This is a genomic window from Sunxiuqinia sp. A32 (assembly GCF_052690465.1).
This window is the reverse complement of the sequence record NZ_JBQYLI010000004.1, coordinates 110,734-134,377: the sequence shown is the minus strand read 5'-3', so window position 1 is coordinate 134,377 and position 23,644 is coordinate 110,734. Positions and strand designations below refer to the sequence as shown.

19 protein-coding genes are annotated in these 23,644 nt (G+C 37.4%); 11 read left to right on the top strand and 8 right to left on the bottom strand.

Translation table 11 applies throughout. The annotated features are described in order from the left end of the window. The first annotated feature begins 2 nt into the window (after positions 1-2). Both ACUNWD_RS05345 and ACUNWD_RS05340 read left to right on the top strand, forming a co-directional pair. Positions 3-3,212, top strand: a complete 3,210-nt coding sequence (locus ACUNWD_RS05345) for an efflux RND transporter permease subunit (protein WP_445586747.1) — start codon at positions 3-5, stop codon at positions 3,210-3,212. After that, on the top strand, positions 3,187-4,533 hold the full coding sequence (locus ACUNWD_RS05340) for a TolC family protein (protein ID WP_445586746.1): 1,347 nt from the start codon (positions 3,187-3,189) through the stop codon (positions 4,531-4,533). The genes ACUNWD_RS05345 and ACUNWD_RS05340 overlap by 26 nt, the downstream gene beginning before the upstream one ends. 49 nt (positions 4,534-4,582) lie before the next feature. Here the strand turns inward: ACUNWD_RS05340 and yiaK are convergent, their stop codons facing one another. Together yiaK and ACUNWD_RS05330 are read right to left on the bottom strand one after the other, a co-directional pair. After that, a complete protein-coding gene (gene yiaK / locus ACUNWD_RS05335; RefSeq protein ID WP_445586745.1) occupies positions 4,583-5,584 on the bottom strand; it encodes a 3-dehydro-L-gulonate 2-dehydrogenase in 1,002 nt (333 codons plus the stop codon). Between the two features lie 82 nt (positions 5,585-5,666). Further along, a complete protein-coding gene (locus tag ACUNWD_RS05330; RefSeq protein WP_445586744.1) occupies positions 5,667-6,461 on the bottom strand; it encodes a 3-keto-disaccharide hydrolase in 795 nt (264 codons plus the stop codon). A 588-nt stretch (positions 6,462-7,049) separates the two neighbouring features. Here ACUNWD_RS05330 and ACUNWD_RS05325 point away from each other — a divergent pair. Continuing rightward, positions 7,050-8,084, top strand: a complete 1,035-nt coding sequence (locus ACUNWD_RS05325; protein ID WP_445586743.1) for an ATP-dependent 6-phosphofructokinase — start codon at positions 7,050-7,052, stop codon at positions 8,082-8,084. A gap of 72 nt (positions 8,085-8,156) precedes the next feature. Here the strand turns inward: ACUNWD_RS05325 and ACUNWD_RS05320 are convergent, their stop codons facing one another. From ACUNWD_RS05320 to ACUNWD_RS05310, 3 genes are read right to left on the bottom strand one after another with little or no spacing between them, the layout of a single operon-like run. Continuing rightward, complete coding sequence (locus ACUNWD_RS05320; RefSeq protein WP_445586742.1) at positions 8,157-8,534, bottom strand: sulfite exporter TauE/SafE family protein; 378 nt, start codon at positions 8,532-8,534, stop codon at positions 8,157-8,159. Between the two features lie 15 nt (positions 8,535-8,549). Beyond that, entirely contained in the window at positions 8,550-9,263 is a 714-nt protein-coding gene (locus ACUNWD_RS05315; protein ID WP_445586741.1) for a response regulator transcription factor, read from the bottom strand. A gap of 2 nt (positions 9,264-9,265) precedes the next feature. After that, the gene (locus ACUNWD_RS05310; RefSeq protein WP_445586740.1) at positions 9,266-10,630 is read right to left on the bottom strand and encodes a sensor histidine kinase; all 1,365 of its coding nucleotides are present in this window, start codon (positions 10,628-10,630) and stop codon (positions 9,266-9,268) included. Positions 10,631-10,843: 213 nt separating this feature from the next. Here ACUNWD_RS05310 and ACUNWD_RS05305 point away from each other — a divergent pair, with 213 nt between their 5' ends. The 6 genes from ACUNWD_RS05305 to ACUNWD_RS05280 all read left to right on the top strand — a co-directional run bounded on the left by ACUNWD_RS05305 (position 10,844) and on the right by ACUNWD_RS05280 (position 18,935). Further along, positions 10,844-11,935 carry a DUF1573 domain-containing protein gene (locus tag ACUNWD_RS05305; protein WP_445586739.1) on the top strand — a complete coding sequence of 364 codons (1,092 nt, stop codon included), beginning with the start codon at positions 10,844-10,846 and terminating at the stop codon, positions 11,933-11,935. 92 nt (positions 11,936-12,027) lie between these two features. After that, a complete protein-coding gene (meaB, locus tag ACUNWD_RS05300) occupies positions 12,028-13,155 on the top strand; it encodes a methylmalonyl Co-A mutase-associated GTPase MeaB (RefSeq protein WP_445586738.1) in 1,128 nt (375 codons plus the stop codon). After that, a complete protein-coding gene (locus tag ACUNWD_RS05295; protein ID WP_445586737.1) occupies positions 13,152-14,246 on the top strand; it encodes a redoxin domain-containing protein in 1,095 nt (364 codons plus the stop codon). Before meaB ends, ACUNWD_RS05295 begins: the two co-directional genes overlap by 4 nt. A 150-nt stretch (positions 14,247-14,396) precedes the next feature. Next, positions 14,397-15,788 carry a dihydrolipoyl dehydrogenase gene (lpdA, locus tag ACUNWD_RS05290; RefSeq protein WP_445586736.1) on the top strand — a complete coding sequence of 464 codons (1,392 nt, stop codon included), beginning with the start codon at positions 14,397-14,399 and terminating at the stop codon, positions 15,786-15,788. A gap of 175 nt (positions 15,789-15,963) precedes the next feature. Beyond that, complete coding sequence (locus ACUNWD_RS05285) at positions 15,964-17,439, top strand: OmpP1/FadL family transporter (protein WP_445586735.1); 1,476 nt, start codon at positions 15,964-15,966, stop codon at positions 17,437-17,439. 125 nt (positions 17,440-17,564) lie between these two features. Then, positions 17,565-18,935 carry a C1 family peptidase gene (locus ACUNWD_RS05280; protein WP_445586734.1) on the top strand — a complete coding sequence of 457 codons (1,371 nt, stop codon included), beginning with the start codon at positions 17,565-17,567 and terminating at the stop codon, positions 18,933-18,935. Between the two features lie 47 nt (positions 18,936-18,982). On the opposite strand, the gene ACUNWD_RS05275 is transcribed toward ACUNWD_RS05280, so the two are convergent. Genes ACUNWD_RS05275 through ACUNWD_RS05265 form a run of 3 tightly spaced genes read right to left on the bottom strand, consistent with a single transcriptional unit; the run spans position 18,983 to position 21,432 of the window. Continuing rightward, on the bottom strand, positions 18,983-19,522 hold the full coding sequence (locus tag ACUNWD_RS05275) for a hypothetical protein (protein WP_445586733.1): 540 nt from the start codon (positions 19,520-19,522) through the stop codon (positions 18,983-18,985). A gap of 1 nt (position 19,523) precedes the next feature. Continuing rightward, positions 19,524-20,189: a NigD1/NigD2 family lipoprotein gene (locus ACUNWD_RS05270; protein WP_445586732.1), complete on the bottom strand. Its 666-nt coding sequence runs from the start codon at positions 20,187-20,189 to the stop codon at positions 19,524-19,526. 1 nt (position 20,190) lies between these two features. Then, positions 20,191-21,432, bottom strand: coding sequence for a serpin family protein (locus ACUNWD_RS05265; RefSeq protein ID WP_445586731.1), 1,242 nt, complete (start codon positions 21,430-21,432; stop codon positions 20,191-20,193). Between the two features lie 250 nt (positions 21,433-21,682). Between ACUNWD_RS05265 and ACUNWD_RS05260 the strand changes: the two genes are divergently transcribed. Both ACUNWD_RS05260 and ACUNWD_RS05255 read left to right on the top strand, forming a co-directional pair. Beyond that, positions 21,683-22,237 (top strand): RNA polymerase sigma factor, encoded by a 555-nt coding sequence (locus ACUNWD_RS05260; RefSeq protein ID WP_445586730.1) that lies wholly within the window; start codon positions 21,683-21,685, stop codon positions 22,235-22,237. Continuing rightward, on the top strand, positions 22,234-23,640 hold the full coding sequence (locus tag ACUNWD_RS05255; RefSeq protein ID WP_445586729.1) for a hypothetical protein: 1,407 nt from the start codon (positions 22,234-22,236) through the stop codon (positions 23,638-23,640). The genes ACUNWD_RS05260 and ACUNWD_RS05255 overlap by 4 nt, the downstream gene beginning before the upstream one ends. Positions 23,641-23,644: the final 4 nt, after the last annotated feature.

Sequence of the window (23,644 nt, the reverse complement as noted above, 5' to 3'; positions counted from 1 at the left end):
AAATGAAGAATGTAGTTAAATTATTCGTTCGCTTCCCGTTTTACGCTAATCTGATAATTGTTTTCCTCATAATAGTTGGTGGGATTAGTCTGTATTCGATGAAGAAATCTTTTTTCCCGGAAAGGGAATCAAGGTATCTGTCGGTTCGGGTATTTTATCCGGGAGCATCACCGGTTGAAATGGAAGAAGGAATTACATCGCGAATAGAAGAAGCAATACGAGGGATTCCCGGAATTTATGAGATTAATTCAACATCATCAGAAAATAGTACTTCAGTTCAGATTGAGATTGACCCAGGACAGGATGTTGATGAAGCTCTAATTGAAGTGAAAAATGCAGTTGACGGTATTTCTTCATTTCCATCTGCTGCTGAAAGACCCATTGTTGCTAAATCAAGAACCCGCTCACCAGCGATGAGATTGGTTATTACCGGGAACATGGATTTGTTAACCTTGAAAGCTTATGCACAACAGGTGGAAGAAGATTTCTTGTCATCTGGTGTTATGAGCCAAGTTTCGATTTCTGGTTTTCCATCCTTGGAGATTTCAGTAGAAGCAAAAGAAGAAAACTTGCTTCGTTATGGTGTTAGCTTCAATGAACTTCAGGATGCAATCTCCCAAAATAACAGAGATGTGTCCGGTGGACAAATTCGTTCTGATGTTGAAGAGCTATTGATTCGTCTTCGCTCCAGAAGCGCCGATCCCAACAAAATAGGAGATATTATTTTGAGGGCGAATACAGATGGTAGTGTGATTAGAATCAGGGATGTGGCAGAGGTGAAGAAGAAATTTGCAGACACTTCCGACAAGGCAATAGAAAAGGGAAAACCACTTGTTAATATACGGGTAGAAAAGTTAATTTCGGAAGATCTCTCAAAAATTGATAGTTACATAAAAGATTATGTGGAGCAATTCAATTTAAAGCATCCGGGAGTGGAACTTTACATTACCCGCTCATATTTGGAGATTCTGGGAAGTCGATTGGACTTGCTTTTGACTAACGGTAGTCAGGGGCTAATACTCGTTTTGTTTACTCTCGGACTGATGTTAAGTATCCGACTTTCATTTTGGGTTGCCTGGGGTATTCCTGCGTCATTTTTAGGGATGTTCATTATTGCAAATATGGCCGGTATAACTATTAACATGATGTCTCTTTTTGGGATGATATTGGTTATCGGTATTTTGGTAGATGATGGAATTGTTATCGGTGAAAATATATTTCAGCATTTCGAAATGGGCAAAAGTCCAATGCGGGCTGCAATTGATGGAACTGTTGAAGTGATACCTGCAGTGGTTACTTCTGTTACTACTACAATATTGGCTTTTTCTCCACTGTTTTTTATTAGTGGACGCATGGAAATGATGTATGAAATGGCATTCATTGTCTGTGTAAGTCTTGCTGTCTCATTGTTCGAGGCATTCTTGGTGCTCCCCGCTCACCTTGGGAATGAAAGGGTGTTAAATGTAAAGACCATTCAACCAAAGAAAAAGGGACTTCGAAAATACACAGAACGATTCTTTACCTGGTTGAGAGATTATGCCTATGACCGTGTGTTGAAACTTGTTATTGAATGGAGGTACATTGTTATTGCTGTTCCTGCAGCTATGATGGTAATTACTTTAGGCTTGATAGGTGGGCAGTTTATTAAAACCACATTTTTTCCACGAATGGAGTTTGATTCATTCAATATAAACATTGCATTTACTCCGGGCTCAGGTGAAAAGCAGACAATGGAATATCTGCAAAAGTTTGATTCAATTGTATGGGTGGTTAATGAAGAATTAAAAGAAGACTATAACGATACTGTTGATATTATTGAAAATAGTATCATCGAATTAGGAAATGGATTTGACCGGCAGGAGAGTGGAGCGCACACGGGCAATGTAGATGTTTCTCCACGTAATTCGGAAGAAACAGGAATAAGCTCCTACGAGATAATGCAGCGTATCCGCGAGAAAGTCGGACCATTACCGGAAGCCAAAAAATTCACGATTGGTGCAAGAGGTCGGTTTGGAGAACCAGTATCTATCGGATTACTTTCCAGTAATATTGAAGAGTTAGAAGCAGCGCGGGATTTTGTGATGGATAAATTGCACGAATTACCACAGCTGAAAGATGTTGTGGATAATAATGCACTGGGAAAACAAGAAATCAGACTTAATCTGAAGCCAAAAGCTTATATGCTTGGTCTTACTGAAGCTTCTATTGCCAATCAGGTACGACAAGGATTTTATGGTGGACAAGCTCAGCGTTTGCAGGAAGGACGTGACGAACTTCGCGTATGGGTCCGTTATCCCAAGGAAGATCGTCAGCATATTGGTCAGATGGAGCGAATGAAAATAAAAACGACACAGGGCGAGTATCCGCTTCTTGAGTTAGTTGACTACGAAATGAGACGAGGACCGGTAAGTATCAAACGGTTTAATGGAAAACGTGAGATTAGGGTGAATGCCGAGCTGGTTGATCCGGATGCTTCTGTGACCGAAATTCTTGATCAGGTTCGTGATGAAGTGATTCCTGAATTGAATGTTTTATATCCTGGAGTGCGAGTTGAATATCAAGGGCAACAAAAAGAAAGCCAGCGAAATATGGCAGATTTATACTTGTTGTTTCCATTAGCTTTTCTAGCAATTATATTTGTGTTGATGATTCAATTCAAATCATTTGAACAACCGCTTCTTATCTTAATCATGATTCCGATTTCAATTCTAGGTGCAGTATGGGGACATGGAATACACGGAAAGCCACTTTCAATTTTAAGTTTGTGGGGGATTGTTGCATTAACCGGGGTTATTGTAAATGATGCGGTCGTATTTCTTGCTAAGTTTAATTTATTAATCGAAGAGGGCTGGAAGGTAAAAGAAGCAATCATTGAATCAGGTAAGAAAAGGTTACGGCCTATTATTCTAACCACTCTCACAACTTCATTTGGTCTGTTTCCATTGGTTCTTGAGAAAAGCTTTCAAGCCCAATTTTTAATTCCGATGGCAATCTCATTAGTATATGGAGTTGCCTTTGGTACAACATTTATCTTGTTGTTTTTCCCAGCTCTTATTATGGTGTTAAATGATATTAGAAGAGGGGTGCGAAAGTTATGGAATGGTAGGGATTATGAACCAGAGGAAGTCGAGATTGCTTATTTGCATAGTTTAAGAAAAGTTGACAACGAGTATAAAAAAGGACATGATGAAAAGCAAGATAGTAATGAATAAGTTATCATCAGTTTCTGGAAAATATAATATGATGCGTAAGATAAGTTTGCTTTTGAGCCTTGTTTTGTTTGTTAGCATATCATTTGCACAGCAGGCATTAAGCTTGCAAGATGCGATTGTTAAATCACTGGAAAACAACTATGATATTACCTTGGTAAAACAAAGTCAGCAAATAGCCGAAATCAGGAATAATTGGGGAGCAGCAGGAAGGTATCCATATATTGGGCTGTCAGCGGGCGCTAACAACACTTATAATTTTAATGATACTGAGAATTATTTGCAGAATAGGTTTACAGCAGGAGTAAATATAAATTGGACCTTGTTTGATGGATTTTCTGTTAAAATAAACAAGCAACGGTTTGAAGAGCTTGAACAATTGTCAATGCAAAATACAGCTATCATTGTAGAAGGGACGATTCAGTCGGTTATTTTGGCTTATTATTCAGCACTGTTAGAGAAAGAAAAAATCAATGTTGTAAAGGAATTAATGGATCTTTCTGAAGATCGTTTTACGCAGATCGAACAGCGAAAAGAGTTTGGAAGTGCTGTTACTTTTGACGTGTTGCAGGCCAAAAATGCTTATTTGAGTGACAAAACCAATTTCCTGTTACAAGAGGTTGCCTATAAAAATTCACTTCGTGATTTGAATTACTTGATGGCTGTTGATGATAACCAGAAATTTGATTTGATTAGTGACTTCGAAGCCCTGCCAGTTGAATATTCAATAGCTGATTTACATGAACAATTATTGGGCAATAATAAAGTATTGAAGAATCAATATATCAATCAGAATTTATTGGAGAATGCTGTTGTTGCAGCAAAAAGCTCTTATTACCCAAGTCTTGATCTATCAGCAGGAGGAGGTGTGACTCGAACTGGAAACGATTTTGAAGTTAGAGGATCAAGTTGGGAGAATGCTGCAAATATGTACGGAAATCTAACACTTAGTTATAATTTATTTAGCGGTGGAAATAGAAAACGTGCTTTACAAATAGCTGAGATCGAACAACAAGGTGGAGAGGTGGAGATTAGTCAAATGCAACATGACCTTACCAATAAGTTAGATAATTTGTACGAGTTGTACTTGGTTCGAGAAGAGTTGTTGTCGGTTGCTAAAGAAAATCTGGATGCAGCGAAATTGAATTTGCAAATAGCGAAAGATAAATATGATGCAGGTGCCATCAATTCATTCAATTATCGTGATGTGCAGTTAATATTTTTAAATGCGGCACAACAAGAATTACAGGCAATCTATAATTTTATCGATACTCATACTTCCTTGCTAAGAATGACAGGAACAATTATTCAACAATACGAATAATTAGGACATTTAAAATATTTGACAGACCCGCTTTTGCGGGTTTTGTTTTTTATAACGATTGAATTTCGTTCCAAATGGATTCGTCAACAGGAACTCCCAGCTTTAAGTTTTCTTCTCTGATCTGAGCTGCACGTTCTCCGGGATAACGGAGCTCTGTGGTGGAATCTTCCTTTTCGGCTTGTTTAAAATCTTCAATTATTTGAGTTAGATGATTTTCAATTGATGGGAAGTTGCTTAGCTTTTTCAAATTGAAAACAATGAAAACCTGTGAAATACCGTAGTCATCTTTATTTTGGGAAGTTACTTCAGATATTGAAAGTCCTGCTGAAAGAATGGCCCCTAACATATCCAGCAAGAGCGATAATCCAGCGCCTTTCCAATATCCTGTCGGAATGACTCGTCCAGTTTTTAATATTTCCTTGGGATCTGTGGTTAACTTTCCTTTTTCGTCAAATCCTCCAGGAATTGGGAGATGCTTATTGGTAAGACTAAGATTTTCCATCTTGCCATAAGAAAATTGACTTAAAGCCATGTCGAGAACAATTGCCTCCTTTTTATATGGGATCGCGATTACCAGCGGATTATTTCCGAGTTTATTTTGAGTAGCACCCCAGGCTGGCATATTAGCGATCGTGTTTGTCCAGCCAATAAATGCATAGCCTTTACGCGCTGCTTGCCAGCCGTAAGTTCCTCCCCGCATCCAATGATTTGTATTTCTGGCAGCCACACATCCTAGCCCATATTCATCGGCTATTTCAATTGCGCGGTTTGTGAAAAAATTTGCATTTAAGGGGCCGGGTGCCAGGTTTCCATTCCATTGTTCAATTGCAGCAACTCCTGAATATTTTTCTGGCTCAGCATCGACATTAATATAACCTTTTTTTATGAAGCGAATAAATCGAGGAAAGCGATTAATGCCGTGCGAATAGATTCCCTCTAAGCTGTTCGTTGCAAAAATTTCAGCGCAAATGGCAGCCTTCGATTTCTCGAAACCGTATTTCAGCAGAATCTGCTCAAGTATTATTTTTAATTCGGTATAGGAAACGCGCATTTCGTTTTTTTTATGGAAAGTAAGTTAGTGAAAACAAAAAAGGGCTGCAACAGCAACCCTTTCACTTGATATTTTAAGAATTCTAGAGTTCTCTGATTTTAATGTTTTTATACCAAACATCATCACCGTGGTCTTGAACTGCAATGTAACCTTCTTTTGCAACATCAGCCCAGTTTTCGTTCAATTCTGGGAATTTGCTATCAGCGACTAAAGCTTTCCAGTCATCAGTCCACAAATGATATTCAACTACAGTTTCACCATTTTGCTTGTGAACGACAGTTCCTTTGTAGCAAATGATCTCAATGCTGTTCCACTCACCGACAGGTTTTGCATTTTGAGGTTTTGCAGGAATCAAGTCGTATAGTGAGCCCGCTTGACGGTTGCCATCTTTCCCAAGCATGGCATCAGGGTGACGTAAGTTATCAAGAACCTGCATTTCTGGAGCAGTTTTGTAAATAGGCCAATCTTCTACTTCTTGTCCAAGATAGAAAATACCGGAATTTCCACCTTCAGAAATTTTCCAGTCCATTTTTAAGTGGAAATTGGAGAATTTTTTATCGTAAAGGATATCGCCACCATCATTAGCTCCAGCTTCACCTTGACCAGAACCTTTGCAATGAAGTGTTCCATCTTCAACTTCCCATCCTCCAGGGAAATCAGCTTTGTTTACGCCTCTCCATCCTTCCGGAGTTTCACCGTTGAATAGAAGTACCCAACCAGCATCTTTTTCGCTTTGAGTTAATGTGTTGTCAGCTACTACTTCTTCAACTTCTGCAGATTTTTCTTCCGGAGCACTGTCTGCTTTCTTTTGTGAACTAGTACATGCTATGGCGAACATGAATGTTCCGGCAAGTAAAAATGAAAAAAGTCTTCTCATGGTAATTACATTTTAGGTTATAGTATTTATTATTTTTGCAAATAAACGACACGAAATTAATAAAAAACTCAAGCAATTCCAGCCTTTCGCAGGGATACATTTGTTTGAAAATTACTTTCGATTAAGCTTTTTTCTTGTGTTGTAATTTTAAAGGAGCGTGTAAATCAGTTGAATAGCTGCGTGTTTGATGATATTTCCCATTACAAGCGGTATCGTTAATCATTTTTTTACCTTTGTCGGCCGAAAGTTTTTTGAGATATTTTTTCTTTTACTTTCCTCTAAATTGGCTTCATGTCAACATGCTGGTCTTTATTTTGTTATTCTTGATGTTCGCAGTGAATATTCTATTGTTAGGATTAACTAGTATTTTCATCAGGAGTTTACATGTTGGTGAGGAATCGTCGCTCATAAGTGTTAAGGTTCAAACTCTTTTTAAAACTGAATAAAAAACTGATGATTGCGATTTTGTATTTATACTGAACTGGTTGAATAAAAGGAAGTGTTGGAGAATATGAAAAAAGCGAGATAGATTTATTAAATTCGATTAATATTTAGAGGCTATGGCCTTAGCATTTAAAAATAAAAGATATGAGTTCTAGTAAACCAAAACGTATTGGAATTTTAACTGCAGGAGGAGATTGTCCTGGATTAAATGCAGCAATTCGAGGAGTTGGTAAGACTGCTATTGTTGAGTATGGAATGGAGGTTATTGGTTTTACAGCTGGATATGCTGGACTAATTCAGAAAGATTACATGCTTTTAAAAGAATCAGACTTGTCAGGTATTTTGACGCTGGGAGGTACAATTTTAGGGACATCCAGGGAGAAGCCGTATCGGTTTGTAAATGAGGGAGATAGCGACAAGCCGGAGCTTATTAAGCAAAACTATCATGAATTGGAGTTGGATGCTGTTGTTTGTATTGGGGGCAATGGAACCATGAAGACAGCAGACAGGCTTCGCAAGGAAGGTTTAAATGTTGTTGGTATTCCAAAAACAATTGATAACGACGTATGGGGAACTGATATTACTTTTGGTTTTGATTCAGCATTGCAAATAGCAACTGAAGCTATTGACCGATTGCATACAACTGCAAACTCGCATCAACGCGTAATGATCATTGAGGTAATGGGACATCATGCTGGCTGGATCGCATTATATGCCGGAATGGCTGGTGGTGGTGATATCATTCTTTTACCGGAAATACCATATAATATTCGTTCAGTTTGTAAAAAAATTGAAGAGCGATATGAAAGTAAGAAGCCATATTCAATCGTAGTAGTTGCTGAAGGTATTGATCATCCTAAAAAGATGTCAGCTGCAAGTCACTTGGCGGAGGCAATTCAAACCTACACCGAAATTGAAACACGGGAAACGGTATTAGGATATGTTCAACGGGGAGGTAGTCCTAGTCCTATGGATAGAATATTAGCAACCCGTTATGGAGCATTTGCGACTCAGTGTATAGCCGATGGTAATTTTGGTACCATGGTAGCAATGAAAAATAATCAGTTGACAACCGTACCACTGGAAGAAATAAGCGATAAACTGAGCTTGGTTGATAAAGATCATCCATTAATTCTTAAAGCTCGAAGAATGGGAGTCGCTTTTGGTGATGAATATTAGTAATGAGGAATTGAGATAAATTTTACAAACCCTGCCAATTGGTAGGGTTTTTTTCTTTCAAAATGGATGTTTCTATTTTGAAAATATCATTTTTAGGGCGACAATAATAATGAAAACGCCGAATACTTTTTTAAGTATTTTCTCATTTATATTGAACGAAAGAATGGATCCAAGGTAAGCGCCAATGAAAAAAGTTATTGATAAGATGAGGGCAAATTTCCAATTGACATATCCTTCCTTCCAATAATTTATGGTTGCTAACAAAGTAACTGGAGGAAGCATAAATGCTAATGCGGTTCCTTGTGCCTGATGTTGGGCAAAGCCAAATATTAAAACCAATGAAGGAATAACAACAATTGCACCTCCAACTCCGAGTGTTCCACCCAACAACCCAGCAAGTAAACCAACAATAATCAGAATTATTATTTGAGAAACGGACATTCCAATCATACTTAAATTATTAGACTATTTAATTTCAATGGGCGCATTAAAGCGGAACCCAATTCCGTGCAAGTTAATAATTTTTATGTCCGGGTCACTTTTAAGATATTTCCGGAGTCTTGAAATAAACACATCCAGACTTCTTCCAAGATAATAATCATCAGATCCCCATACATTTTTTAATATGTCAGAACGGCTTAAAACAGTATTTGGATTCTCACAAAAATACCGAAGTAGCTCGGCTTCTTTGTATGTAAGTGTTCGTTTATTATCTCCATTTTGAAGAATCAGATTGTCAAAATAAAAGTCGAAATGTCCAATTTTACATTGTTTAATTTCATCTTGTTCATACTCTGGAACAGTTGTACTCCTTTTCAAAAAAACTTTGATTCGCATTAGCAATTCTTCCATGCTGAAAGGCTTGGTAATGTAATCATCACCACCAATCGAAAAACCGCTGATTTTATCCTCAGTCATCGATTTAGCTGTTAAAAACAAGATGGGAATTATTTGATTGATTTCTCTAACTTTCTTTGCTAATGTAAATCCATCCATTTTTGGAAGCATTACATCGAAAAGGCAAAGATCAAAATCACCTTTGTTGAATGCATTAAGACCTTCCTGCCCATCTTCGGTGGAGGTAACATTATATCCTGCTTCTTCAAGGTTGTCCCTGACAATAAAATTTAATGTTTTATCATCCTCGACTAAAAGAATTTTTTTTCCGGTAAAGTCCATAATTATCGGGGAATGGTTATCGTAAAAATACTTCCTTTTGGTGAATTATCCGATACCTGAATTTTCCATCCATGACGTTCAATGATCTTTTTTACATAGTCAAGTCCCAGACCAAATCCTTTTACATTATGAATGTCACCAGTCGGGATTCTATAAAAACGACCATATATTTTTTTGCGGAACTCTTTGGGAATGCCTATTCCATTATCGGAAAAACGAAGTTGAATGTGTCTTTTGTCTTTCAAAATATCAACTTCAATCTCAGGTGAATCGTCGCAATATTTTATAGCATTATCCAAAATATTGAAGATGACATTTGAAAAATGTAATGGGTCTGCTGTAATGTGAATATTTTCATTATCACCAGATAGTTCAATCTGGTATTTATTCCCATTTAAACTGGTCTTAAAGTCAGAAATTGTCTTTGGAACAAATTCAGCCAAATTGATATCTTCTTTTTGCAGCTGGAGCTTTTTCTTCTCGATAGTCGCCATTTGCAGCACCTTCTCCACCTGATCAGAAAGACGCTTTGTTTGCTGGTTGATAATGGTTGAATAATCGTTAAGTCGTTTTGGGTGTTCCGCAATTTTTGGGTCAGATAAAACCTTCGCAGAAAGGTCTATCGATGCAATTGGCGTTTTAAATTCATGGGTTAAGTTGTTGATGAAGTTTTTTTGGACTTCACTTAATTTCCGTTGTTTTAGAATTACTGAAATAGTATATCCAAAAAACAAAATTACAATTACCAGAAACCCATTTATATAGTACCAGGCTTTTACTTGGGTACTATAGTATTTAGACCTTTCTGGGAAGGAGACTCCAAAGTAATAAGTGTACTTTTCGCAAGTTGGAAGATTGCAGTCTTTCACCTTCTTTTTTTGCTTGTAGTGCTGTTCAAAAACGGCTTCTTCAGTATCGCATGCAGAACTCTGTTCTTTCACGATAGGGTTACGAGTAATGGTGTCAAATTCTTCTTTTAAATAGTTGCCATAAACCATCTTTTCGCCTTCGCAGTCGTAAATGGCATATTCAAAATCTACTTTTAAGTTTTGCGTCTTAAATTCTTTAATTAGAAAATGTTCCAGAAGGCTGGGATTTATTACATCATTGACGTTTACAACATAGTAATTATTGGATATTTGCTCAACTGGATTATCAACTTCTACCGTATTTTTGTGTCCATAAACTTTATTGTTATACTCAACAAGGTGGGTTGCAACATTTACAAGCGCTTGTGTGGTTGATTCATGGAATTTCTTTTCGTTCAGGTCAACTGTATTTTTCAAAAAGAAAAATTGGATGAATATTATTCCAAGCACTGAGAGTGTGGCTAACACGATTACAAACCGAATGGTACTTCTTCCCATAATTACTTCCGTTGTCCCTTGATAACCACGAAACTACTCATTTTTTCAGAAATATCTCCCGTTTAACAAATCATTAACAAAAGTTTTGGTTGATTAAGTGTCTGGAGTTTTCGGAATTAATAGATTTGTATGAAAATTATTTTTTTGAGAGATGAATATTATCTTTGAAGATCAATCCATATTTGACAAATTGTCGATCCAAAATTCAATATTATGAAAAAAACCTTAATCTCTTTATTAATCGTATTTGTGGCCTTTACCACTTCAGTAGTGGCGCAATCTACACAGGCTAAAATTGATTTTGAAAAATTGGACCATGATTTTGGCACTTTTGAGGAAGATAAAGGCTTACAATCCTACAATTTTAATTTTGTAAATTCCGGGTCAACACCATTAATATTAAATAATGTTCAGGCTTCTTGTGGATGCACAACTCCTGAATGGACGAGAAAGCCAATTGCACCTGGTGAGAAAGGATTTATTAAAGTGAGTTATAACCCGAGAAATCGTCCGGGAGCATTTAATAAAACAATCACTGTTACGTCGAATGCAGAGAATCAAAGAGTAATATTGCGAATCAAAGGTACTGTTAATCCACGGGTAAAAACCCTTGCAGAACTTTATCCACGTCAAATAGGACCTGTTTTAGCTAAGTCAAATCATTTGGCTTTTGTAAAGATTAAAGAAAATGATGTTGTAACTGACAGTCTGGAAATTGTGAATAATTCGGATGAATTTGTAAGTCTGAAGTTCAAGTCTACTCCAGCTCATTTGAAAGCCTGGGTTGAACCAGCGATGTTGAAACCAAAGGATAAGGGGAATATTTATGTAACTTATGATGCGAGTAAAATTAATACCTATGGTTTTGTAATGCACCGTATTTACTTGGATGTGGATGGAAAATCGGATTACCGCAATTCTATTGGTGTATCAGCAACGATTGAAGAGGATTTTTCAGCATTGTCTCAGGAAGAATTGAATAATGCACCTGTTGTTGTTTTCGCAGAGAATACCTTTGATTTCGGAGAAATTAACCAAGGTGAAAAAGTTGAACATACATTTACAATGAAGAATGATGGCAAGCGTGATTTGATTATTCGTAATGTGAAAACTACTTGCGGCTGTACTGCAGTAACTCCTGAGAAAAAGGTAATTGGTCCGAATGAAACTGTTCCATTAAAAGTTGTGTTTAATTCAACGGGCAAAAGAGGCCGTCAAAATAAAGCAATAACTGTGATCACTAATGATCCAAAGAATCCAACAACGATATTGAGGATTTCAACAAATGTACAAGTAGCCGGATAACAACAAAAGACAAAATTGGAAAGCCGTCTCATTCTGGGACGGCTTCTTTTTTTATTGTAGCTTAAGTTTTACCTTCGTAAAAATTTTTGAAAGTGAGCGAGAAAGTGAATAAGCATATTGAAAATGACGAGCAATATAAAGGTCTCTCTGTGAATAGTGGGATCGATCAACCATCTTCGTTTAGCGAGAGTGCAATCGAGAGATTTCTGCAAAGTAAGAAGAAGAAATTACTGAGCGTTGATGACTATGTCGATGGGATTTTAGGCGGAAATATTACACTATTGAGTAAGGCTGTAACACTTGTTGAAAGTTCGAAAAAAGAGCATCAGGAAATTGCTCAAGAGATTATCGTAAAGTGTTTGCCTCATAGCGGAAACTCTGTCCGTATTGGAATTACCGGTGTTCCTGGTGTTGGTAAGAGCACCTTTATTGAATCAATGGGGAAATACATTACTGATCAGGGCGGGAAGTTAGCAGTTTTGGCAATTGATCCAAGTAGTGAGCGATCAAAAGGAAGTATTTTGGGTGATAAAACTCGAATGGAAGAATTATCCGCTGATAGCCGTGCTTATATTCGTCCTTCTCCATCTGCCGGGTCCCTTGGAGGGGTGGCGCGTAAAACCCGTGAGACAATTGTTTTGTGCGAAGCTGCTGGTTTCGATACTATTTTTATTGAAACCGTTGGAGTGGGGCAGAGTGAAACTGTTGTTCATTCAATGGTTGACTTTTTCTTATTATTAATGCTGGCCGGAGCAGGTGATGAATTGCAAGGAATTAAGCGCGGAATTATGGAAATGGCAGATGCGATTACCATTAACAAGGCGGACGGAAATAATGTAAATAAAGCTGAGCAGGCACGTGTGCAGTATTTGAATGCACTTCATCTTTTCCCACCAACAGATTCTGGCTGGAAACCGAAAGTTTTAACATGTTCTGCGGTCTATAAAATGGGAATTCCAGAGATCTGGGACACTATCAATCAGTATCTTGATTTTGTCAAATCAAATAGCTACTTTCAGCACAAAAGAAATGAGCAGTCAAAATATTGGATGTACGAGACCATTAATGATCAATTGAAATCCAATTTTTATCAAAATACAGAAATTAAAAAGCTGACTGAAGACTTTGAAACAAAAGTTTTAAAGGAAGAAATTAGCTCTTTTGTTGCTGCGAGGGAATTAATGAATTATTATTATCAATCACAAAAAAAGAACTCATGAAGAATTTCAATTTGCTGGTTATTGTTTTACTTGTGCTTGCCGGATGTAACAAACCTGCCAGCTATAAAATTTCAGGATCAATTGCTGGCTTGGACTCAGGCGCTGTTTATTTGGTAAAGGCAGAAGCTGGAAAACCAGTAGCTGTTGATACTTCCGAAATTACAGATGGTAAGTTTTTGTTTGAAGGGCAAATAAGTATTCCGGAACTTCATTATTTGCGAATTAATGAACGAGATTATTTTGCGCAATTCTTTTTAGAGAATGAAAAGATTGAGATTCTAGCTAATAAAGATAGTCTTAGAAGCACAAAAGTTAGTGGTTCTCCTCAAACAGATGTATTCAATGTTTACATTGATGAGTTGAACTTATTGAATGAAAAAGCAAGAGAACTTCAGAAAGCATATTCTGATGCGATGTCAAAGGGTAACCAAGATGCTATGGATCGTGCTAGAATTGAGTTTGAAGCAAGTTCTGAGAATATGCAAGTGTTTGCCAAAAACTTTGTTCGTGAACATAGCGGTACGGTTGTCGCTCCCTTCATAACCTTAACACAATTGTCACAAAAACTGGATTATGATGATTTGAAAGAATTAGTTGATTTGTTTCCTGCGGAACTTGAAAGTTCTGTATACACAATGGAATTGAATCGTATGGTTGAAGAAATGGGAAGAACTGCAGTAGGTGTAAATGCACCTGAGTTTACGATGAATGATCAGAATGGTAGTCCTGTGAGTTTATCCTCTTTCAAAGGAAAATATTTGCTGATTGATTTTTGGGCTTCCTGGTGTGCGCCATGCAGACAGGAAAATCCTAATGTTGTTCGTATTTACAATGAATACAAAGATAAAGGCTTTGAGATTTTAGGTGTTTCACTTGATAGAGATAAAGATGCCTGGTTAAAAGCTATTGAAGATGATAATTTAAGCTGGACACACGTTTCAGATTTGAAATATTGGCAAAATGAAGTTGCCAGACTCTATGGTGTGAATTCAATACCTCACACCGTTCTGCTTGATAAAGAGGGTAGGATTGTTGCAAATAAACTGCGAGGGGCAGATCTTGAAAATAAACTTAAAGAATTGCTACAATAATAACTTAGCCGGTTTTATTGCCGGCTTTTTTATTCCCAATCGTATAATATTATGTTACGATTCAATATCTTAACAGCTTAAACATTTAAAGAACATTTTACTTGTTTAACTGTTTTCATGTTAGTCGTTAAAAAAGATAATCAATAAATTATGAGTTACGATGTATTAGTCATAGGAAGTGGTCCAGGCGGCTATGTTGCTGCAATTAGGGCTGCTCAGCTAGGTTTAAATGTCGGTATAGTAGAAAAAGAAAACGTTGGAGGAATCTGCCTTAACTGGGGATGTATTCCAACAAAGTCATTATTAAAGAGTGCTCAGGCATTTGAGTATGCCAAGCATGCTGCCGATTATGGTGTTAGTATTTCGGGTGATGTGGCGCCTGATTATAAAGCAATGGTTAAACGTAGCCGGGATGTTGCTGATGGAATGAGTAAAGGCGTTCAATTCCTTTTGAAGAAAAATAAGATTGAGCTTATTAATGGTTTCGGCAGGCTTGCAGATAAGAATACTGTAGAAGTTGTTGATGAAACTGGAAAGCGAACGAATCATTCTGCTAAAAATATCATATTGGCTACGGGAGCCAGGTCAAAAGAATTACCTAACCTGGAACAGGATGGTGAAAAAATTATTGGATACCGCGAAGCAATGACGCTACCTAAACAACCAAAATCGATGGTGGTAGTTGGTTCCGGAGCTATTGGAAGTGAATTTGCCTATTTCTATCATTCTATTGGCACAGAAGTTACTTTGGTGGAATATATGCCGACCCTGGTGCCTAATGAAGATCAGGAAGTTGCTAAAACGTTGGAGCGTTCATTTAAAAAGTCAAAAATGAAGGTGATGACCAATGCGTCGGTTGAATCAGTAGATACTTCCGGTAAACTGTGCAAGGTGACCGTGAAAACTAAAAAAGGCGAAGAAACAATTGAGGCGGAGATAGTACTTTCTGCAGTTGGGATCACTCCAAATATTGAGAATATTGGTCTTGAAGATTTGGGTGTTGAACTGGAGAAAGGAAAAGTAAAAGTTGATGAATATTACAAAACCAACATTGACAGCATCTATGCTATTGGAGATATTGTTCATGGGCCAGCTTTGGCGCATGTGGCGTCCGCTGAGGGGATCGTGTGTGTTGAGAAGATAGCAGGTAAAAATCCTGATCCTGTTGATTATGGTAATATTCCCGGATGTACGTATACCAACCCTGAAATATCATCAGTCGGTATGACTGAGCAACAGGCAACGGAAGCTGGCTATGATATTAAAGTGGGTAAATTCCCATATTCAGCAAGTGGAAAAGCAAGTGCAGCTGGTCAGAAAGATGGATTTGTAAAACTCATTTTTGATTCGAAATATGGAGAATTGCTAGGTGCTCATATGATTGGTGGAAACGTTACAGAAATGATTGCTGAATTAGTGGTTGCTAAAAAGCTTGAAATAACGGGGCATGAGCTGATTAAGTCAATTCATCCTCATCCTACAATGAGCGAGGCTGTTATGGAAGCAGCAGCTGCAGCATATGACGAAGTAATTCATCTTTAAGAAAGAATATTCTTCAAAAAGACTTTGCAAACTTGCAAGGTCTTTTTTTGTGCGAAAAAACGACCAAAATACTCAAACGTTCAAAAGGTTTGTAATGTGTTGATTTTCAGGAGATAATGTTTTGATCATATGTAAAAAATTTTACTTTTGTTAGTTACAACTAATCTTTAAACAAATGAAAAGAACAACTTTACTGGTCGTGGTATGTGTTTTATTCGCACAATCGATCTTTGCAGGAGGAATTCTGACGAATGCAAACCAAAGTGCACAATACGTGCGTATGCTCTCAAGAAATGCATCTACAGAACTCGATGCTGTATATTTCAACCCCGCAGGACTCACCTTTTTGACCGACGGATTTTATTTTGGAATTCAAAATCAATCAATTATTCAGGACAGAACAATCACGAGTGGGTTCCCTGGATTGAATGAATCAGAATACCTTGGCGATGTAAAAGCTTACGCATTTCCAACAGCATTTGCAGCTTATAAGGCAAATGATTGGGCGTTTTCATTAGGATTTGGCCCGAATGGAGGTGGTGGAACTGCTGAGTATGGAACCGGAATCCCAACGTTCGAAAAGCCGTTTGCTGGGCTTGTTTCGACATTGGTGCAATCTGGTTTTGCCGGTACTGAATATGATGCTGATCTTTATTTAGATGGTTCATCGGTGTTTTGGGGTTTCCAACTAAATGCTTCCTATCAGGTTAGTGATATTTTAAGTTTTGCAGCTGGTGTTAGGTACATTGATGCCGTTAATGAATATCAAGGTCATATACAGGATATATCAGTTACCAATCAAGGAGTTTCTATTGTTGATATACTTAATGGGCTTTCTGCTGCTGCTACTCAGGGAGCTCAAAATTTGTCAGCCTATCCGGCAGATATGGTTATGCCTGATGAAGTTGCTGCATCTGCAGGACTACCTTCTGGTTTAACTTTTGGGCAAGGTGTTGCTGCGTTAACTGCCAGTGCTGTACAAGCCGCTGGAACTGCCAGCGCAATTGATGCAGCTACAACAAATATTGAAACAAATACAAAGCAAAAAGGAAGAGGATATACTCCTATTTTAGGTGCCAACCTTTCGCTGGACAGATTGAATGTCGGCTTGAAATATGAATTTAAAACTACCCTTACATTGACTAATGAAACAGAAGTTGATGGAACAGGTTTCTTCCCTGATGGTGGACAAACAGCAAGTGATATTCCAGCTATTTTTACAATTGGAGCCGATTATATGGTGACTGATAATTTTAAAACGTCGGTGTCATTTAACAATTACTTTGACAAGGCTGTCGACTGGAGAACGAATATTTATGGAGATGAAAAGACATTTGATCACAATTATTTCGAAATTGCTTTAGGTCTTGAATACGCCATTACGGATGCTTTTAAAGTTAGCGTTGGTGGAATGCACTCGAATACTGGTGTAACTGAACAGTACCAAAGTGATTTTAGCTACAGTAATAGTTCATTCACTGGGGCATTTGGTTTCCAATATCAAATTAATGATCGTCTTGTTCTTGATGCTGGGCTTTTATATACTGCTTACATGGATGAGGACAAGCCATTTGCTGATCCAAGCTACATGGAGACATACGATAAAAAGAATATAGATTTTGCTTTTGGGATAGCTTATAAGTTATTTTAAACGTAATAAGATATACTTGTCTAGACCGGGTTTAATATTTAACCCGGTCTTTTTTTTGTCTGCTGGATTCTTGCTATTTTTGGAGTACTTACAACTTTATTAGGACTTATTTTTAAAATTCAAAAATGAAGAAATGGATAGCGATGGCAGTTATTCTTCTGCCAGTGTTTTGCAATGGTCAGACACTTGAAAAAGAAACACTCAATGAAATTAGAGGCTCGTTTATAAAAGATGCATATGCAAGGGGAATGCAAAATGCTTTGTCCTCAAATGATATTACCAAACTAGCATGGAGTCGAGAAAATGAAGGTACAGTTGATCATCATTTTACATACAAAGTTGATGTTTCAGGAATAACCAATCAACAGAAATCTGGCCGTTGTTGGTTGTTTACCTCCTTGAATATTTTCAGGCCCGTTGCAATGAAGAAATTTGATATTTCCTCATTCGAGTTTTCTGAGAATTACCTCTACTTCTGGGATTTGTTTGAAAAGTCAAATTTGTTTTTGAATAATATGATCGAAACTGCAGAGTTGCCAGTTAGCGATGAAACAGTTCGATGGTATTTTCGATCTCCGGTGGACGATGGTGGACAATGGATCAATTTTGTAAATCTGGCGAATAAATATGGTATGGTTCCAAGGGAAGCCATGGAAGAAACCAATTCGAGTGAAAATACTGCATGGATGACTCGATTGATTAATCGAAAACTTCGGGAGCAGGGATTACTACTTCGTGCAATGAAGACCGATGGAAACAATGCCAAGAAGCTTGAAGCTACGAAAGTTGAAATGCTGAAGGAGATTTACCGGATGCTCGCCTTAAATTTAGGAGAACCTCCTGTTTTGTTTGATTGGAGATATGAGAATAAGGCAAAGGAGTTGATTGAGATGAAAGACAATACCCCTCTCGGATTTATGAATGAAGTTTTAGGTGAAACAAAGCTCAATGATTTTGTGATGTTGATGAACGATCCTACACGTCCATTTTGGAAACATTATGAAATTGAAAACTACAGAAATATTGAGGAAGGTGAAAACTGGCATTATGTGAACCTTCCAAACGAGGTGTTAAAAGGATTCTGTATTGAATCGATTAAGGCAAATGACGCTATGTATGCGTCTTGTGATGTTGGGAAACAACTCAGGCGGGATTCCGGGGTGTTGGATGTCGACAATTATGATTTTGAATCAATATACGGCGTTTCTTTTGGCATGAATAAAGCTCAACGAATTCAAAGTCGGGAAAGTGGTTCAAGCCATGGAATGGCACTAATTGCTGTTGAAGTTGATGATAATGAAAAACCTTTGAAATGGCAATTTGAGAATAGCTGGGGAACGCAATCCGGAGAGAAAGGTTATCTGACTTTTACGGATGAGTGGTTCAGTGAATACATGTTTCGAATAGTGGTTCACAAAAAATACCTCAGTGAAAAAGTATTGAATATTTATGGTGAAAAAGCAGAAATGCTTCCACCGTGGGATCCAATGTTTTAAGCTGAAAACAGGAGCGGCTACCAATTTTGGTAACCGCTCCTGTTTTTTCAAAAGTGTTCGTCGCTAAAACCGGGTTCTCCGCGAATTCCGATTAACCAATCAGTTATTTCATCAGCTGCGTTGGTGGTGTTCTTTTGGTAATTGTCACCGCGCATTTGCAATAATTTGTATGTAAGATAATTGTCGTTTGTATCAGCAATGTAGACTGCATAAACATCAGCTCCTGCATCGGCCATAACAGATTTCAATTCTGTTAGATTTCCAGTGCTTGCCTTAAGGGCTAATTCCTGCATGTTTTCAAGTTCGGTTTCTGTTAACGAGCTGGAACTTAATTCCGCTTTACTTAGATTTGCTTCAAAATCTGCTTTGCTGATTTTATTGTTTTCTGCGAAGTTCCAATTTTCAGGTTGATCATATTCATAGATATTTCCATCCTGATCGACAATAAAACCATTGTGCTGATATCCCCAGGCATTATTCACATATTCATACTGAAAGTAGATTGTTTTATCTTCCAGTGTAAATTCCTCGCTGTCACTGCACATTCCAACAACCAGCATTATTCCAAGTAATAACAGGTATTTCATCTTAATTAATTTTAAATGTTAATTCTTCATTGAATAGATTTTCTCCATACATATTTCCGCCTAGTATGATTTTTACATCTTCATCAAATTCTGCTTTCAGTGGGCTTAAGTCGAACTCAAAAGTCTTAGTAAACCATGCTTCACACATGTCTCCATTTGCATTATGCCTGATCTCAAAAGTTGGAGGTGGTAGTGGAGGTGTTCCGCAGGACGGATGGATTCTTGCCAAATCAATTTGATGCTCGGCACATCCACCGCTGTAACTTAAATTGATCAATAGGCAGTCTCCGTCGAAACTTACTTCATTGATGGTTACCGGATCACGTTCCAGACTGTCAATGTTATAGAAGTAGAGGTCGGTATAAGGGATGCAATTAAAAGTTTCATAGCTTTTAATTATAACATCTTCACCAAAACAATCAGTTTGCTTATCGATTAATTCATATGCCAGCCAAATGCGTTGGTTTGCCGAAAAATTATATTCATCGAGATTAGTCGGCAGCAATATTGTTCCATCATCTAATTTTATCCAAGTTTCGCAATTGTTGGAATCGTTGCTATACATAACTGTTCCGAAATTATTTTCAAATATATAATCGACCTCAACTTTTTCATTACATGAATAGATCAAGATGGCTATTAATGATATGGAAATCAATAATTTCATATTACTCTTTCAATAACGGGTTCATCACTTTCCCAGCAAAAAGAATGCAATTGGTATCTTTTTCACGTATGGCAAAAACAAATGGATGATCAACGGCAAAAATCAACCCTGGCTGAACGGATGTTACCTCGAAGGTAATTCCGGTAACTGCTGCTGCTTCTGTGCCACGTTCATCAACTTTAATGTATGATTTATGCTTGACTTCAGAAATATACAAATCGTTTCGATCTGATATTCCGCTGAAATTGCTCAAGCTGGCGTCAAATGCATCAGTCATACCAAGCGCCTTAAGGTTGTCAACCAAGCTGTTTTCATACGTAAATTCAAACTTAGGGAGGAAAACCTTTTTGTTCCAGCCATTCATGTTATCCATCCAGTCTTCCATGTTTGAGGGAGTCAATTGATTAATCACATCATCCACTTCATAATTTTCATGAGGAAGGAAGATCAACATCGAATATTTTTTTCCTCCATATGGCATTTCCAATAGTTCAAATTCTTCTTTATTCAGGTAATTGAAGTTTTCTTCGATAAACATGGTTGGCACCTGGATCTCATTTCCATTTTCCAGGAAGAAAATTCGATTCTCAGTGTCGTCACTATCAAATTTATATGTCCACTCTCCATTGAAATAAATTGCATTAATCAGGTACATCACATCTTGTGGTGACACTTCTTCGATAATACGATCAATTTTATCTCGCGTTTTATCTTTTACCCAGTCATTTACACGATCAAGTGTAGCCGAGGTATTTGTGAAATCCAACGCCTCAACTTCAGCGTTATAATATGTTTGATTCGTTGAAATAAAATCGGGCTTTACATCAAAAAGTTCATTGGAGAAAATGGAATTTGCATTGGAGAGATCAACCTTGGGATCATGACTTTCCAATGCATCAACCAGATATTTGTACGATTCATTAATTTCTACGGGAGACATTCCCATTTTGTGGAGCATTTCTTCCATTTGACTGCGGGTGTCACCATCAGCTCCGTTATATGCCATTGCTAATGCCAACGAAACGCTCAATGGAGATATCATTAAATTTTTGTCGGTATTTTCTTCTTCGTTAATCAATTTGAATAATTCCAATCCAAATTGATTATCGGCAGCAATGATCTGTTCCGATTTTAAATCGACGTCTATATTGCCAGGTAATGGATCTATGGTATCGTCCTGAGAACAGGATACTCCAACTAAAATGAAAGTGGCGACAATGAATAATGAGCAAATCTTTTTCATACGACTAGTTTTTTCGTTTTCAATGGCATTTAATGAATAGATGAAACAAACTTTATAAAGTTGCGTGGCAATTATTTTTTTGTTTACGCAACCAAATTGATGAAACAATCATCTGGAAGGAAACCAATCATTGCCAAACTAAGAACATGTTAAAGGTGTGTGTGTTTGGATATATAACTAAAAAGGACAACATATTAGTATTATTGTCTGGCAGAATGACTTAATTTTGATCTGAACCAATTGATGAATTTTGGAAGAGCTCGGTAAACTCATAAAAGATTGCGCTGCTGGAAAATCTAAGGCACAAGCCCGGATTTATGAGCTTTTTGCACCAAAAATGTTTGGTGTGTGTTTGCGCTATTCCAGAGATCAAACTGAGGCAGAAGATAATCTCCAGGAGGGATTTTTAAAGATCTTTGAAAAAATTGGAACATTCAGGCACGAAGGTTCTTTCGAGGGATGGGTTCGCAGAATTATGGTGAATGTTTCTCTTGAAAAATTTAGAAAGCAGCATTTGCTTCATCCCGTTGAAGATGTTGCTATTTATGAAGAAGTGCGCTTTTCGAATGACGTAATTGCTGAATTATCTGCAAAAGATTTAATGAAAGTTATTCAAGAGTTGCCACCGCGCTACCGAATGGTTTTCAACCTGTATGTTTTTGATGGGTTGAACCATAAGGAAATTGCTGATGAGATGAAAATTACCGAAGGTACTTCTAAATCGAACCTGGCACGTGCCAGGGTGATATTGAAAAAAAGGATTGCTAAGGAGTTTGGAGAAATGGAAAACAATTTTTCGGCATGACGAAAGAAGATAAATATTTTGATGAGCTGCTCCGTAATAAGTTTGCTGAGCATGAGGTAAAACCTCCAGCTTATGTATGGGAGAAGATCGCTGAAGTGCAGCAGGCGAAACGGCGGAAGAAGCTGTTTCTATATTATAAAGTGAGTGGAATTGCTGCTGCAATTTTGCTTGCATTTATTTTTGGCTGGCAAATAAATAGCCAACTTCAATCAAATAAAGTTGAACCTGCACTTGTTCAATCTGAAGTAAATTCTGATTTAAATACAAGTATAGCAGAACAGAAATCAAATGTCCCAACCGAAGAACCGGAAGCTGATGAGTTCTTAACAGAGGAAATACCTGTTGAGCAAATAGAAAAGACAACAATTAAAAAAGAAAATAAGCAATTCGCATTAAATACTGTAACAGAAAAGAATGAACTAAAGGATCGAAGCCAGCTTGTTTTCTCCTTTTTGCGATCTATACAAATTCCAAAATTATCATTTGAATATTCTACTGAAAACTTACAACCAACAACTCGTTCAGCTACTAAGAAACAACAAACCCTGACCGCCGAAGATTTTGAAACAATTAAACGCAACGAGCAGCTTCTGGCCATGAACGAAACAACAGAAAACAATCAGGGAAATAATTGGCAAATTGCGGCTATGGTGGCTCCAGCTTATTCCGTTAACCAAACCAGCTACCAGTCATCATATGCCAGCAATATGTCAATTCCTGGATCTAAAGATAACCTTAGTCTTGGCGGTGGACTTGCCGTTGAATACAAAGCAGGGAAAAGATTAAGCATTCAAAGTGGATTTTACTACAGTCAATTGGAACAAGGATCTTCAAATGCCGGATTAAGCAGAAACAATGTTGACAATATTGTTGAGAGTGATAATGCCGGATACTTCTTTAATTCTGCAGCTGTGCAAGTGAAATCTGATCAGGTTTTCTTAAATGCTTCTGCTGGAATAATTGAAGTTGATGAATTACCTACTGAAGCAGTGATTGGGAATAGCCTTGAGGCGAAGACGACTGAAGATGCAGTTTTACTTACCTCTGCTGATTTTCAGCAAAACTTTGAATACGTTGAGATTCCATTTAACCTGCGTTATAAATTGATTGATGGAGGTTTCGATATTAGTTTGCTTGGTGGTTTCAGCACCAATTTTTTAATCGGGAATGATGTGTACCTGACGAACGGAGAAAAGGAACGCATTGGCGAAACTAAAAACATGAATAAATTGAGTTACAGCACAACGATTGGTATGGGCCTTGACTACGGCATATCTGATCATATTAGTGTAAGATTGGAGCCTCAAATCAAATACTATCTTGGATCCTTGAATAATAGCAGTGCTGTGAATTTCAAACCTTACACAATCGGAATTTATACAGGATTAAGTTATCGGTTCTAATGAA

Bases quoted from the DNA above. Each gene is read 5' to 3' on its own strand.
- lpdA (WP_445586736.1), top strand. From the start codon at position 14,397: ATGAGTTACGATGTATTAGTCATAGGAAGTGGTCCAGGCGGCTATGTT.
- ACUNWD_RS05270 (WP_445586732.1), bottom strand. From the start codon at position 20,189: ATGAAATTATTGATTTCCATATCATTAATAGCCATCTTGATCTATTCA.
- ACUNWD_RS05310 (WP_445586740.1), bottom strand. From the start codon at position 10,630: ATGGGAAGAAGTACCATTCGGTTTGTAATCGTGTTAGCCACACTCTCA.
- ACUNWD_RS05255 (WP_445586729.1), top strand. From the start codon at position 22,234: ATGACGAAAGAAGATAAATATTTTGATGAGCTGCTCCGTAATAAGTTT.
- ACUNWD_RS05320 (WP_445586742.1), bottom strand. From the start codon at position 8,534: ATGATTGGAATGTCCGTTTCTCAAATAATAATTCTGATTATTGTTGGT.
- ACUNWD_RS05280 (WP_445586734.1), top strand. From the start codon at position 17,565: ATGAAGAAATGGATAGCGATGGCAGTTATTCTTCTGCCAGTGTTTTGC.
- yiaK (WP_445586745.1), bottom strand. From the start codon at position 5,584: ATGCGCGTTTCCTATACCGAATTAAAAATAATACTTGAGCAGATTCTG.
- ACUNWD_RS05315 (WP_445586741.1), bottom strand. From the start codon at position 9,263: ATGGACTTTACCGGAAAAAAAATTCTTTTAGTCGAGGATGATAAAACA.
- ACUNWD_RS05345 (WP_445586747.1), top strand. From the start codon at position 3: ATGAAGAATGTAGTTAAATTATTCGTTCGCTTCCCGTTTTACGCTAAT.
- ACUNWD_RS05305 (WP_445586739.1), top strand. From the start codon at position 10,844: ATGAAAAAAACCTTAATCTCTTTATTAATCGTATTTGTGGCCTTTACC.
- ACUNWD_RS05340 (WP_445586746.1), top strand. From the start codon at position 3,187: ATGAAAAGCAAGATAGTAATGAATAAGTTATCATCAGTTTCTGGAAAA.
- ACUNWD_RS05330 (WP_445586744.1), bottom strand. From the start codon at position 6,461: ATGAGAAGACTTTTTTCATTTTTACTTGCCGGAACATTCATGTTCGCC.
- ACUNWD_RS05285 (WP_445586735.1), top strand. From the start codon at position 15,964: ATGAAAAGAACAACTTTACTGGTCGTGGTATGTGTTTTATTCGCACAA.
- ACUNWD_RS05325 (WP_445586743.1), top strand. From the start codon at position 7,050: ATGAGTTCTAGTAAACCAAAACGTATTGGAATTTTAACTGCAGGAGGA.
- ACUNWD_RS05265 (WP_445586731.1), bottom strand. From the start codon at position 21,432: ATGAAAAAGATTTGCTCATTATTCATTGTCGCCACTTTCATTTTAGTT.
- ACUNWD_RS05275 (WP_445586733.1), bottom strand. From the start codon at position 19,522: ATGAAATACCTGTTATTACTTGGAATAATGCTGGTTGTTGGAATGTGC.
- ACUNWD_RS05295 (WP_445586737.1), top strand. From the start codon at position 13,152: ATGAAGAATTTCAATTTGCTGGTTATTGTTTTACTTGTGCTTGCCGGA.